This is a genomic window from Paenibacillus swuensis, assembly GCF_001644605.1.
GTDB lineage: Bacteria > Bacillota > Bacilli > Paenibacillales > DY6 > Paenibacillus_N > Paenibacillus_N swuensis.
The window spans coordinates 1,866,676-1,879,556 of sequence record NZ_CP011388.1 but is presented as its reverse complement, the minus strand read 5'-3'; the positions used below and the strand labels follow the sequence as shown (position 1 = coordinate 1,879,556).

Sequence of the window (12,881 nt, the reverse complement as noted above, 5' to 3'; positions counted from 1 at the left end):
TCCACGAAGGTTAGGTGAACGTGTGAAGAAGAAAGTATTATTTTGCGCCAATATCCATTTGCACTTTAAAGGCTTTCATCTGCCGGTCTTCCAATGGTTTCAAGAGCAGGGGTGGGAAGTTCACGCCGCGGCCAACGGGAAGTTGGAGCTTCCGTATACGGATCAGGTGTTTGAAATTCCAGTACAACGTTCTCCGTTCCGACTGGAAAATGTATCGGCCTATCACGAACTCCTTAAGCTGATTAACCAGCATGAATATGATATCATCCATTGTCATACGCCGATGGGCGGGATGCTGGCAAGACTGGCTGCCGGGAAGGCGAGAAAGAAAGGCGCCAAAGTCATTTACACCGCGCACGGGTTTCATTTCTACAAAGGTGCGCCGAAGCTGAACTGGTTGCTTTATTATCCGATCGAACGAATGCTGGCTCACCGTACCGACTGCCTGATTACGATTAATTCAGAGGATTATCAACTGGCACTGGATCGTAAGTTAGGCGCCGGAAGAGTGGTACATGTGCATGGTGTGGGGGTGGATACCGAAAGGTTTAAACCGGCAGAGGACAGCTACAAGCAGGAATTAAGAAATCAGCACGGCTTCGCGCCGGACGATTTCTTGTTTTTTTATGCGGCGGAATTTAACGCCAACAAGAATCAGCAGCTTCTTATACAGGCACTTGCCTATATTAAGCAGAAAGTGCCGGGGGGCAGATTGCTGCTGGCAGGGGAAGGGCCGTTGCTGGAGCATTGCCGTGCCTTAGCCGCGGAAATGCAGATCGCGGATCGAGTGCACTTTCTCGGCTATCGCCAGGATATAGCATCGCTATTGCAAATGTGCGATGTTGCTGTCGGCGCGAGCTACAGGGAAGGCCTTCCCGTTAATATCATGGAGGCGATGGCGTGCGGGTTGCCGGTCATTGCCACCGCGAACCGGGGGCATACCGAGTTGGTTGCGGACGAAGCGAACGGCTTCATTGTTCCGTTGAATGATCCTTGGAACTTCGCGGTTCGGATGATCCGGCTGAATCATGCGGAGCCGTTGCGGAAGCGAATGGCCGCGGAGAGTTTGCGACGTGTTCAGACCTACTCCTCCCTCCAGGTTCGGCAGCAACTCAGTGAGATCTACAACGTGTACATTGAGGAGGAAACACATGCATCCGAAGCTGAGTATCATCATGCCTATCTATAATATGGAGGCTTATCTCAGGCGGAGCTTGGACAGCCTGCTCGAACAAAGCTTCACGGACTTTGAAATTATAGCTGTGAATGACGGCTCAACCGACAGCAGCGGCAGCATTCTTGATGCGTATGCGGCGAAAGACGCCAGACTCATCCTGTGCAACCGGGACAACGGAGGCGTTTCCTCCGCGAGAAATGCCGGCTTGGCAATGGCCCGGGGCGAATTCATCGGATTTGTGGATCCGGATGATTGGGTCAATCTTCACATGTATGAGGAGTTGGTTCATACCGCTGACAGCGAGGAAGCCGATATCGTCATGTGTACGTACATACGCGAATTCGGCAGCCATGCTAAAGCGAAGCCGTTCCCGCTACCGGAACGAGTCGCTTACCGCAACGAAGAAGTGCATGAGCATGTGCTTAGGCGGCTGGTAGGGCCGGCGGGACCTGAAGTGGCTCAGCCGGAGATGCTGGATGCCTGGGGAACGGTATGGACGAAGCTGTATCGGGGGGACCTCCTCCGCAGGCACCGGCTGCAATTCACGGATTTACAGCTCATCGGCAGCAATGAAGATACGTTGTTTAATATCCAGGCCGTGTATTATTCCCGGTCATTCATCTTTCTCAACAAGCCTTTATATCACTACTGGCGCGCCAATACCAGTTCTGTTACCTCATCTTATAATCCGCAGCTAAGCAAGCAATTCAAATCGTTGTACCAGGCCATTGAAAATTTCTTGGGGGAAAAGGAACTGGGACAGGAATATGTTCTGGCTCTTCATAACCGAATCGGGATGAACACACTGGGTTTGGGACTGAACACCGTCAACAGAGGAAATCATGCTTCCAGCTTGGCCAAAATAAAAGATCTCGGCGCTCTGCTGAAGGATGCCCAAATGAAAAGGTCTCTCCAACAATTCGAACTGGCGCATTGCCCGGTTGTTTGGAAGACGTTTTTTTGGTTTGCCAAGCATAAATTCGCGTTTGGATTATACTTCATGCTGACGGCCGCGGACCGGCTAAGGACCCGGGCCAGATAGGAGGATTGACTTGGTGCCGATACGTGTACTGCAAGTAGTTACCGTCATGAACCGGGGCGGGTTGGAGACGATGCTGATGAATTATTACCGTCAAACGGACCGCGGGCAGATTCAGTTTGACTTTATGGTGCATCGTATGGAGCGGGGGCATTACGACGATGAAATTGAAGCTCTGGGCGGCCGCATCTACCGTATGCCGCACATTCGACCTGGTCATTATCGCAGCTACTTCGGCAAGCTTGATGATTTCTTTAAGGCCCATCCCGAATATAGGGTTGTGCATGCCCACATCAATGAAAACAGCAGCTTTGTGTTGGGAGCCGCTCATCGTGCGGGAATTCCTTGCCGGATTGCGCACAGTCACTTAAGCGACCTTGGCATCGACATCAAGCTGCCTTTCCGCCTTTACGCCAGGATGGCCATGAAGGACCATCCTACCCGATATTTCGCATGCTCCCGCAATGCGGGTACTTGGCTGTTCGGCAAGGAGCGGGAAGTGACTGTGCTTAACAACGCGGTTGACGCGAAGGAGTTTAAGCGGGACGAAGCGGTAAGAAGCGCCGTGCGAGAAGAGCTGGGACTTGTGGGGAAGCGCGTCATCGGACATATCGGCCGATTCAATAAACAGAAGAACCACGAATTCCTAATAGAAATCATGAATGCGGCGGTGAAGCAGGACCCGAATGTCATCCTGCTCCTGGTTGGTGAAGGCCACCTTCGACAGAGCATCGAAGACAAAGTGTCGAACCTGGGAATCGGTGATCATGTCCGTTTTCTGGGGATGCGCGAAGATATACCGAGATTGCTTCAAAGCTTTGACTTGTTCTTGTTCCCGTCCTTATTCGAAGGTCTTCCAGTTGTCTTAATCGAGGCGCAGGCCGCGGGATTGAATTGCCTCATTTCCGATACGATCACACAGGAATGTAATATTACGGGGCGCGTGACTTTCGCTGACCTGAAACAACCTGCCAGGCATTGGGCAAGCTTGCTGAGCAACATGTCAACCGAATACGCGGATACATCCGCCTTGCTGAGTTCCCGCGGTTATGACACGGCTACGATGGCGGCATGGTTAGGAAATGTTTATCTGGAGGAGTCGCGTGAACCCGTACATAGTTGAATTGCGGAGGTATAGAAGATGATCCCCCTATTGACTGTATTTACACCCACGTATAACCGGGCCTACACGTTATCCAAGTGCTATGAGAGTCTGAAACGCCAGTCTTCAAGGAACTTTACATGGCTTATTATTGATGACGGTTCCGAAGATAACACCCGAGCGCTTGTGGAAGAGTGGATCGCGGAGGATACTGTTCCGATTCGTTACGTCTATCAGGACAATCAGGGGATGCACGGCGCGCACAACACAGCCTATGCTCTCATATCGACCGAATTAAATATGTGCATTGATTCGGATGATTATCTGGCGGATGACGCGGTGGAGAAGGTTACTTCCTATTGGAGTCTAAATGGTCATAACGGTGTTGCCGGGATTGTGGGACTGGATGCGAAGCCGGACGGTCAGCTCGTAGGCACGGCCATGCCGGACCATCTGAAATCATCTACGCTGACGGCGCTGTACGCGAAACACAAAGTGAAAGGCGACAAGAAGCTGGTCTACCGCTCAGAGCTGACGCGGCAAATCCCACCTTATCCCCTGTTCCCCGGCGAGAAGTATTGTCCGCTGAGCTACAAATATATTCTCATTGATCAACAGGCGCCGTTACTCGTTATGAACGAAGTGCTGTGCTATGTGGAATATATGGAAGACGGCTCAAGCCTGAATATGCTGAAACAATATAAGCGCAATCCCAGAGGATTTTCCTTCTTCCGGAAAGTGGCGATGATCCATGCGCCGTCCTTTAAGGAGCGCTTGCGGGAATCCATGCATTACGTGTCCAGCAATTTGCTTATCCGGAATGCTCGCTTCCTGCACGAGTCGCCTTGTAAGGGTACGACCTTGCTCGCCCTCCCGCTTGGGATCGTATTGTTTGTGTATATCCTGAGTACGCAGCGGACGGCGCTAATGAAACTTCCCTCCAGAGGAACATCCGCATGACGATGCTCTGGCTTAATTTATCCTTGGCTTACGGTTTCTCCGTGGTAGCCAGGTATTTCTCCAGACCGTCAGCCGTCGTGCCTTATGTAAAGCCTCAACCGTTACTGGTATTTTGCGTAATGGCGTCCTTGGTCATCATTGCGGGCTTGCGTAACAACATCGGGGACACCTTCTTCTATATGCATTCTTACAAACAGCACTTTTTTACATGGCAAAATATCGACTACACCGGTGATTTCGGGTTCAATCTCTTTCAGATGCTGCTCCAGCAATTGTCCAAGGATCCGCAGCTCCTTGTTTTCACCACCGCGTTAATCACCAACGTAATCATTGTTCTTGTTCTGTATTACTACACCCGATGGTTTGAAATCAGCATCTTCGTGTACATAACGGGCGGCATGTTCCTCACCTCCATGAACGGAATCCGCCAGTTTATGGCCGCGGCCATTCTGTTCGCCGCGACGAAATTCCTTTTGGAAGGAAGCTTCAAGAAGTACATGTTCGTCGTTCTGTTGGCGGCAACCGTGCATAAAACAGCGCTGATCCTCATTCCCATTTACTTTATGGTCCGTAGGAAAGCCTGGACTTGGCAAACGCTGGTGCTGCTGATTGCGGCGATCGTCATTGTTGCCGGTTTCAATCAATTTTCATCCATTCTGTTTGCGGTCATTGAGGATACCCAGTACGGCGGATACAGCACGTTCCAGGAAGGCGGGGCGAATCTGATTCGTGTTCTCGTGAATGCCGTTCCTTTGCTCATTGCGTTCTGGGGCAGGGATACATTGGCCAAAGCTTACGTCCATAGCGATATCATTGTCAACATGGCTTTGCTGGGCTTTGTGTTCATGCTGATTTCGACACAAAATTGGATTTTTGCCCGGTTCTCGATCTACTTTGGGCTGTATCAACTCATCCTGATCTCCTGGATTTTTCAAGTGTTCAGGGACAAGGACCGCAAAGTGGTGTATTACGGCATCATAATCTGCTATTTCATTTACTATTTCTATGAATGTGTCATTAGTTTGGGAATTGAGTATAAGAGCGATTTGCTGATGTTGGGCTGAGACCAGAGAATGATTTTGGATAGGGTACACAAAAGGGGGGAAAACGGATGTTGCATGAAAAGCACATTCCTCGCGTCATACATTATTGTTGGTTCGGTCGCGGGGAGAAGACGGGTAAAATTGCGCGATGCATGAAGAGCTGGCAAAAGCATTTGGGCGATTACACACTGATGGAGTGGAATGAAGATAATTTCGATCTGAACACGAACAGGTACGTTAAGGAAGCTTATGAAGCCCGCAAATACGCATTTGTCAGTGATTATGTAAGACTGCATGCGCTTTATACCCACGGAGGCATCTATATGGATACCGACGTGGAGGTGCTGCAGCCATTAGACCGCTTTCTGACGCATGAAGCCTTTTCAGGGTTCGAGGACGAGCAATTCGCTTCGTCCAGTTTAATGGGAGCTGCCGCGGGACATCCATGGATCGCCGAACTGATGGAGTATTATGGGGACAGACCGTTCCATCTAGCGGACGGTGCCTATGACATGACCACGAATACGGCCATTATTACAAGAAGCTGCGCCAAGCACGGATTTAAAGAAAATGGAGTATATCAGGTACTGACGAACGGGGTTACCTTTTATCCTCGAACGTACTTCTGTCCCTATGATTACATTAACGGCGCCAATTTTATAACGGAACAAAGCTATGCCATTCATCATTTCGCCAAATCCTGGCTGCCCCTTCATGTCCGGGTCCGCGGGGATATCAAAAGGGTGGTCAGTCGTTATCTGGGACCCGGTTGGATTTCTAAGTTACGCGCTCTGGTCAATTCCAAATGAAGAAAAAGCTGCTGTTTGTTACGCAATATCTGCATACCGGCGGAGCCGAGAAAAGTCTGTTGACCTTGCTGTCTGATTTGGACTATGACCGATATGACGCGGATCTGCTGTTGTTTGACCATAGCGGGGTTCTGTTCCCCATGGTTCCGCCGCAAGTCCGGATTCTTCCGCCTTTATTCGATACGTTTACGGTTCCTCTGTCCGTCGCGGTACCTCGATTGCTGCGTACAGGCAACATCCGTGTTCTGGCCGGAAAGTTACTTGCTCCCGCGCTTGCCAAGTTCGCTAAAGGCAAGGGAGTGGGCCTGCGTTGGGCGGTTTATCGCCATTCTCTGAGAAGTACAGCCTTTCCCTACGATGCCGCGATCAGCTATCTGGATTTCTTCAGTAACTATTACGTAGCGGAGAAAGTTCGCGCCAAGCGCAAAATTCTGTACAACCATATGGACTATGCGTTCAGCGAGCTTCAAGGGTGGCCATGTCCGCCGCTGGAGAGAAGCAGCTTTCTGATTGGAGATTACATTGTATCGGTCGCGGAACCGGCCCGGGCGACGCTGGAATCTTATTACCCCGAGTTTACGGACAAAATGCGTGTCATTCACAACCGAATTTCCACCAGTACTGTGATGCGGCTTGCGCGGGAGGAAGGCTACACCGACGGCTTTGACGGCATTCGAATCGCGACGGTTGCCCGGTTGGGGGAAGAGAAGGGTGTCCGGCTTGCTTTGGAAGCCTGCCGCATTCTCGTGGAACAAGGTAGGTCTGTTCGATGGTACCTGATCGGAAACGGACTGCTTCGTGATGAATTGAGCAGGCAAGCGGCCCGGTATGGAATTGAGGAGCATTTCGTGCTGATGGGCGAGAAGTCCAATCCGTATCCCTATATGGCCGAGTGTGACATTTATGTGCAGCCATCGTATACCGAAGCGCATTGTATCGCGGTAGAGGAAGCTTTAGCATTGCACCGCCCGGTAGTGGTAACGGACATCCCCTCGTTTCAAAGACAAGTGGTCCACGGGGAATCAGGTTATCGGGTGCAAGCAAACGCGGAGGCCATTGCGGAGGGGATATCACATCTTTGTAAGTCAGAAGCCTTGCGGTCACAGCTTACGGAACACCTCCAGGCGGCGGGTAACCGATACCCGGAAGAGATGGATAAATTTTATGCCCTGCTTGAAGCTTAAGTTTGATGCTTGATGCTTGATGAAGAAAAGAGGTGCCTTTTATGAAACCTGTGCCCAAAGTCAGTATTATTGTTCCGATGTACAACGTTGAGCGTTATTTAATCGCATGTCTGGAAACCATCACGGCGCAGACGCTGCATGAGCTCGAAATTATTCTGGTCAACGACGGGTCGCCCGACCGGTGCGGAGAAATTGCGGAGCGTTACGCGAAGGAAGATCAACGTATTACGGTCATTCATAAACCCAACGGGGGTATCAGCACCGCGAGGAATGTCGGAATCCGTGCCGCAAGCGGAGAATACATCGGATTTGTCGATCCGGATGACTGGATCAGACCTCAGATGTTCTCCAAGTTATATGAAGCCGCGATTCATAGCCAAGCGGATGCCGCCATCTGCGCCTTTTATGAATGGTACGAGGATTCCGGGCAGCAGATCAAGGTGGATTACCCCTTTCTGAAGCCGGCAGCGGAGGGAGAAACAGCCGTTCAGGAGGGAGTATTGTTACCCCTTCTTTCGGGTCAGTTGCATGCCTTCACCTGGAACAAAATATACAAGACATCCATCCTGAAATCACATGACATTCAATCTCCCGAAGACATGCCTTTAATGCAAGACATTGTATTCAATCAGAACGCAGTGTCCTATATGAGCTGTGTCGTCTATGTTGATGAGCCCCTGTATTATTTTCGGCGTCATTCTACTTCAAACACGATGAAGTTCCGCCCGGATATATTTGAGGCCTTACTGCGGCTCATGAAAGAGAAAGAGCTGATTTTGGATCGACTAAGTTTATCGCAAAGTTCCCGGCTGGCGGTCAATGAATGGTTTATTCGGCAAACGTTAAAGGTTATCGGTATGGAATACGGGAAGACCAACCACTTATCTTATGGAGAACGCAAAACAAGAATAAGGCGAATGATGGCAAGTGAGGCTTTGCAACAGGCGCTTACCTTTACCTCCACCGGAAGAAATACATTCGAAGACACGTTGTTGTACGGTATTCGCACGGGGAACACGACGATGGTCATGATCGTGTCCATGATCTATAACAGGTTAATGAGCACGGGACGTTCCTTGAAAAGAAGCATCTCTGTCGTCAAACGGAGCGTAACGCCGCAAGCATAGGTGGAGGGAATACGCGCATGGCAACATCGGATATAAAAAAAGGAATTTTGACCTCGTACGGCACCTTTACGGTTGATATCCTGGCCGGAATTCTGTTTACCCCCTTTCTGATTCGTTCTTTGGGGCAATCGGAATACGGCGTGTTTTCCCTGATGGGGGCCTTTATCGCCAGTCTGGCGATCCTGGACTTTGGTTTCGGGAATGCCATAACCCGTTACGTCGCTCAATACAGAACGGAGAAACGCAAGGAGCAAGAATCCAATTTCATCGCCATGTGTCTGGTGCTCTACGGCTTCATTGCGTGTATCTCGTTCGTGGTCGGCGGTGTGTTCTATTTCTTTCTCGATCAAGTATACGGGAGCGGGCTCACTGCGGAGGAGTTGCGTATTGCCAAAGCAATCTACTTGATGTTGTTGGGAAACATCACAGTGTCCTTCTTTATTGGAGCCTTTAACGCGTACATTCAAGCATATGAGAAATTCTCGATGCTGAACGGGATTACGATAGTTCGATTACTGCTTCGAATATCGCTCTTGTCGTTGTTGCTCTCCTGGGGGTTTAAATCCATTACGGTGGCCGCGATAGACACCGTTCTAAATGTAGCGACCGGGTTTGTGTATGTTCTTTACGCCAGATCAAAGCTAGACATGAGGATTAAACTTTCACAATGGGATTCTAAACTGTTACGAGAAGTTACCCGTTATTCGTTCATCGTATTTATCGGCAGTATCGCGGATCTGATGTTCTGGCGAATCGGATTGCTGGTTCTGGGGGCGGTTTCCGGTGCTAAAGCGGTTGCTGTTTATGCCGTCGGCATTACCTTAATCAGCTATTTTCAATATATTTCCGGCGTCATAAACGGCAAGCTGTTTCCTCGTGTCACTCAAATGGTCGTTGAAGGCGCTGACAGCCGGGCACTGACCGTGTTCAGCAGCAGAGTCGGGCGAGTTCAGTTGATGTTGTTAGGCTGCATCCTTATGGGCTTCCAATTGTACGGACAACAATTCATTCATCTCTGGATTGGTCCGGAGTATGCGCTCTCGTGGTGGATCGGCATGATTCTCATGGGGGTGATGCTCGTTCAAGCGCTCCAATATCCTTGTGTGATGATGCTGCGGGCGAAGAAGATGGACGGAACACGCACGATGTATCAGCTTATTCTTATGGTTGTAGGGGCTGTGCTGGGCGTACTTCTGGTTGATGCATACGGTGTAATCGGCATGACAGCGGGTCTGGCCTTGGCAATCGTTGCGCTGAACTGGATTGTAGTTAATGTTCATTATGCTTCAAGGCTAGGTTATGACCTGGTCTTCTTTGTCATGCAACTCTCGAAGCTGCTGCCTTCGATGGCTGCAGCTTACGCGGCAGGCTTTCTGATTCATCTCATCCCGGGCATAGGCTGGGGAGCTTTTTGCATGAAATGTATTTTATTCGCCGCGAGTTACGCTGCTCTTGTCTGGTATTGGGGCGCCAATGCTTCCGAGAAAGCGATTATCAGCCAAATAAGACAAAGCCTGAGACCTGCGCGCGCGATTCCGGAACAGGCTTAAATCAAGAGGAGGAACGCGATATGGCCATACTTGTCACCGGGGGAGCCGGATACATCGGAAGCCACACCTGCATCGAGCTGTTAGCGGAGGGGCATGAAGTTGTCGTTACGGATAATCTGGTCAACAGCAAATATGAGGCGATTCGGCGAGTAGAAGAAATCAGCGGTCACAAGGTAACTTTCTACGGAACAGATTTACTGGACCGGGACGGCCTTCAAGCCGTATTCGAGAAGCATGAAGTGGAGGCTGTGATCCACTTTGCCGGCTTGAAGGCGGTTGGGGAGTCCGTTCATAGGCCGCTATCTTATTATCGTAATAATGTGATGGGGACATTAATCTTATGCGAAACCATGCAGAAGTACGGCGTACGCAATCTGGTGTTCAGTTCTTCCGCCACGGTGTACGGATTACCGGAAAGGGTGCCCATTACGGAGTCATTCCCGTTATCGGCCACGAATCCGTACGGCCGCACGAAGCTGATGCTTGAGGAAATGCTTCAGGACCTCGCCAATTCGGATTCGCGCTGGAGCATCGCATTGCTGCGGTATTTCAACCCTATTGGAGCACACCCAAGCGGTCGGCTTGGGGAAGATCCGAACGGTATACCTAACAATCTGGTTCCGTATATTACCCAAGTTGCGTCCGGCAAGCTCGCCTCCTTAAAGGTGTTTGGCAACGATTATTCGACACCTGACGGGACAGGCATTCGTGATTACATCCATGTGAGCGACCTGGCCCGCGGACATCTCAGCGCCTTGAAGCAGGTGTTGGGTTCATTCGGGATCGATGCCTATAATCTGGGCACGGGGCAAGGTTACAGCGTTCTGGAGATGATCCGCGTATTTGAACAAGTCACCGGTCGTGATATTGCATATACGATCGAGGCCAGGCGGCCGGGAGATATCGCGGTATGCTACGCCAATCCGAACAAGGCCAGAACGGAGCTTGGCTGGCAGGCGGAGAAAGGAATACAAGAAATGGCCGCGGACGCGTGGCGTTGGCAACATTCCAATCCTGCCGGTTATCCGGTACATGTAGATCCTCGTAGGCTTCTTGGTACTGGAAGCAACGGGGATTTTTCTCATCTCATCACCATGTAAGGAGAGAAACATGCAAATTTCAGAGAAGTTAACACAGCAACAGCTGCTGGAGGTCATTGTGGACGTGTATTTCAAAGGCATTCGATCCGAAATCACGGAAGCATCGGACATGATTCACGAGATTAGCACGCAAATTCTTGGCGTTGTCAGAGGGCAAGTGTCAAGAGAGGGGGCTTGATATGTTCGTCTTCGTGTTGATCTCGGCCATAGCGGTGCTGGTCTTGGTAACAGTCATAAGAATCACGACACCTGTCTGGTCAATTAAGATCTTTCGTTCAGCCGGGCCCATATTCGATGAACCGGACAGCAGCGACCTGCTTACCCCTACGATTCAGGCCAAACACGTTACCGATGTGAAAGCGGTCTTTGTGGCGGATCCGTTTCTTTTAAGGCATGGGGGGCGGTTCTACCTGTTTTACGAGGTGCTGAACCAAGCAACCGGCAAAGGTGAAATCGCGTACTCTGTAAGCGACGACGGAAACAAGTGGAAGTATGGTCAGGTTATCCTTCGGGAGAACTTTCATCTATCTTATCCGCAAGTGTTTCTATTGGACGGCTGCATATACATGCTTCCCGAAACTGTGGAGGCCTCCCGCGTAATCTTATTTAAAGCCGCCCGCTTTCCTGATCTCTGGGAGGAGGCGGGTGATTTACTTAAGGGCAGGTACACCGATCCCAGTGTCTTTACCCATGAAGGAAAATGGTGGATGTACGCGGGAGCCAAGGGGAAACAACTGCATTTGTTCGGTGCGGATCAGTTGACGGGTCCTTGGACGGAACATCCGGCAAGTCCTGTGGTTAAGGACAATACCACCATCAGCAGACCTGCGGGGAGGGTTCTGGCGGATGGTGAAAGCATCTACAGATATACGCAAGACGGTCAGCCATTCTACGGAAGCTCAACCCGCATTATTCGCGTCCATACGTTGACGGAAACCGTTTATCGGGAGGAAGAGGCGAGTCTGGTTCTGCACGGATCCCGAAATCCCCGGGATTGGCGTAAGGACGGGATGCACCATATTGATCAGTTACAGCTCGACGAGGGAGATTGGATGATCGCGGTGGACGGACATTATTACGCCAAACGGAATTATGTGCTCTGGAGGCTTCAACGACTGACCGGCAGCTTTCAAAGGACTCAGCCGCGCCGAAACTTGTGGGAGAAGGAGAATGCGCTTTGATCAAGAGAGGTTTGGATGTAGTGTTTGCGGCGGTCGGTCTGCTCGTGTTATGGCCATTGCTTCTCATTTCAGCCATATTGATCCGCCGCCATATGGGCAGCCCGATATTGTTCAGACAGGTACGCCCGGGATTACACGGCAAAGGGTTCACCATGTATAAGTTCCGCACGATGCGGGACGAGTTGGACGGGGACGGCATGCCGCTTTCAGATTACTTAAGATTAACCCATCTCGGAAAGGTACTGCGGAGAACCAGCATTGACGAACTGCCCCAATTGGTGAACATTCTGAAAGGGGATATGAGCTTCATCGGACCGCGGCCGCTCCTGGAGAAATATTTGCCTTATTATAATGAGCGCGAACGTCAAAGGCATCACGTCCGACCCGGGTTGACCGGACTTGCCCAGGTTTCGGGCAGGAACTTGCTGAACTGGAACGACAGACTGGAGCTGGATGTTCAGTATGTGGAAAGGCAGTCTCTTCTGTTGGATGCGCGAATTCTCATGCTGACGGTTCGAAACGTGCTGTTGAAGGATGAAGTCATCGTGGATCCAAGATCGGTGATGTCGGATTTGGACAAGGAACGCCTTTATAAAGTTCATTCTTAAG

General features: G+C 50.6%; 12 protein-coding genes and 1 pseudogene. All 13 read left to right on the top strand.

The annotated features are described in order from the left end of the window. Positions 1 to 22: 22 nt before the first annotated feature. The 13 genes and pseudogenes from SY83_RS08190 (at position 23) to SY83_RS08135 (ending at position 12,880) form a co-directional block, all read left to right on the top strand. Positions 23 to 1,189, top strand: a complete 1,167-nt coding sequence (locus SY83_RS08190) for a glycosyltransferase family 4 protein (RefSeq protein WP_068605796.1) — start codon at positions 23 to 25, stop codon at positions 1,187 to 1,189. Beyond that, positions 1,152 to 2,219 (top strand): glycosyltransferase family 2 protein, encoded by a 1,068-nt coding sequence (locus SY83_RS08185; RefSeq protein WP_068605795.1) that lies wholly within the window; start codon positions 1,152 to 1,154, stop codon positions 2,217 to 2,219. Before SY83_RS08190 ends, SY83_RS08185 begins: the two co-directional genes overlap by 38 nt. A gap of 13 nt (positions 2,220 to 2,232) precedes the next feature. Beyond that, positions 2,233 to 3,339 (top strand): glycosyltransferase family 1 protein, encoded by a 1,107-nt coding sequence (locus tag SY83_RS08180; protein WP_231891399.1) that lies wholly within the window; start codon positions 2,233 to 2,235, stop codon positions 3,337 to 3,339. An 18-nt stretch (positions 3,340 to 3,357) separates the two neighbouring features. Next, the gene (locus SY83_RS08175; RefSeq protein WP_068605793.1) at positions 3,358 to 4,278 is read left to right on the top strand and encodes a glycosyltransferase family A protein; all 921 of its coding nucleotides are present in this window, start codon (positions 3,358 to 3,360) and stop codon (positions 4,276 to 4,278) included. Then, positions 4,275 to 5,342 (top strand): EpsG family protein, encoded by a 1,068-nt coding sequence (locus tag SY83_RS08170; RefSeq protein ID WP_068605792.1) that lies wholly within the window; start codon positions 4,275 to 4,277, stop codon positions 5,340 to 5,342. The genes SY83_RS08175 and SY83_RS08170 overlap by 4 nt, the downstream gene beginning before the upstream one ends. Positions 5,343 to 5,389: 47 nt before the next feature. Further along, entirely contained in the window at positions 5,390 to 6,130 is a 741-nt protein-coding gene (locus SY83_RS08165; RefSeq protein ID WP_068605791.1) for a glycosyltransferase family 32 protein, read from the top strand. Beyond that, entirely contained in the window at positions 6,127 to 7,314 is a 1,188-nt protein-coding gene (locus SY83_RS08160; protein WP_068605790.1) for a glycosyltransferase, read from the top strand. Before SY83_RS08165 ends, SY83_RS08160 begins: the two co-directional genes overlap by 4 nt. A gap of 41 nt (positions 7,315 to 7,355) precedes the next feature. Continuing rightward, complete coding sequence (locus SY83_RS08155) at positions 7,356 to 8,441, top strand: glycosyltransferase (RefSeq protein ID WP_068605789.1); 1,086 nt, start codon at positions 7,356 to 7,358, stop codon at positions 8,439 to 8,441. A 17-nt stretch (positions 8,442 to 8,458) separates the two neighbouring features. After that, positions 8,459 to 9,991, top strand: a complete 1,533-nt coding sequence (locus SY83_RS08150; protein WP_068605788.1) for an oligosaccharide flippase family protein — start codon at positions 8,459 to 8,461, stop codon at positions 9,989 to 9,991. 20 nt (positions 9,992 to 10,011) lie between these two features. Next, a pseudogene (gene galE, locus SY83_RS08145) lies at positions 10,012 to 11,016 on the top strand (UDP-glucose 4-epimerase GalE); the annotation flags it as partial. 85 nt (positions 11,017 to 11,101) lie between these two features. Continuing rightward, on the top strand, positions 11,102 to 11,269 hold the full coding sequence (locus SY83_RS23055) for a YwzD family small protein (protein ID WP_157279821.1): 168 nt from the start codon (positions 11,102 to 11,104) through the stop codon (positions 11,267 to 11,269). Between the two features lies 1 nt (position 11,270). Then, on the top strand, positions 11,271 to 12,272 hold the full coding sequence (locus SY83_RS08140) for a glucosamine inositolphosphorylceramide transferase family protein (protein ID WP_068605786.1): 1,002 nt from the start codon (positions 11,271 to 11,273) through the stop codon (positions 12,270 to 12,272). After that, the gene (locus SY83_RS08135; RefSeq protein ID WP_068605785.1) at positions 12,269 to 12,880 is read left to right on the top strand and encodes a sugar transferase; all 612 of its coding nucleotides are present in this window, start codon (positions 12,269 to 12,271) and stop codon (positions 12,878 to 12,880) included. Before SY83_RS08140 ends, SY83_RS08135 begins: the two co-directional genes overlap by 4 nt. The last annotated feature ends 1 nt before the right edge of the window (position 12,881 follow it).

Bases quoted from the DNA above. Each gene is read 5' to 3' on its own strand.
- SY83_RS08185 (WP_068605795.1), top strand. From the start codon at position 1,152: ATGCATCCGAAGCTGAGTATCATCATGCCTATCTATAATATGGAGGCT.
- SY83_RS08175 (WP_068605793.1), top strand. From the start codon at position 3,358: ATGATCCCCCTATTGACTGTATTTACACCCACGTATAACCGGGCCTAC.
- SY83_RS08170 (WP_068605792.1), top strand. From the start codon at position 4,275: ATGACGATGCTCTGGCTTAATTTATCCTTGGCTTACGGTTTCTCCGTG.
- SY83_RS08165 (WP_068605791.1), top strand. From the start codon at position 5,390: ATGTTGCATGAAAAGCACATTCCTCGCGTCATACATTATTGTTGGTTC.
- SY83_RS08160 (WP_068605790.1), top strand. From the start codon at position 6,127: ATGAAGAAAAAGCTGCTGTTTGTTACGCAATATCTGCATACCGGCGGA.
- SY83_RS08155 (WP_068605789.1), top strand. From the start codon at position 7,356: ATGAAACCTGTGCCCAAAGTCAGTATTATTGTTCCGATGTACAACGTT.
- SY83_RS08150 (WP_068605788.1), top strand. From the start codon at position 8,459: ATGGCAACATCGGATATAAAAAAAGGAATTTTGACCTCGTACGGCACC.
- SY83_RS23055 (WP_157279821.1), top strand. From the start codon at position 11,102: ATGCAAATTTCAGAGAAGTTAACACAGCAACAGCTGCTGGAGGTCATT.
- SY83_RS08140 (WP_068605786.1), top strand. From the start codon at position 11,271: ATGTTCGTCTTCGTGTTGATCTCGGCCATAGCGGTGCTGGTCTTGGTA.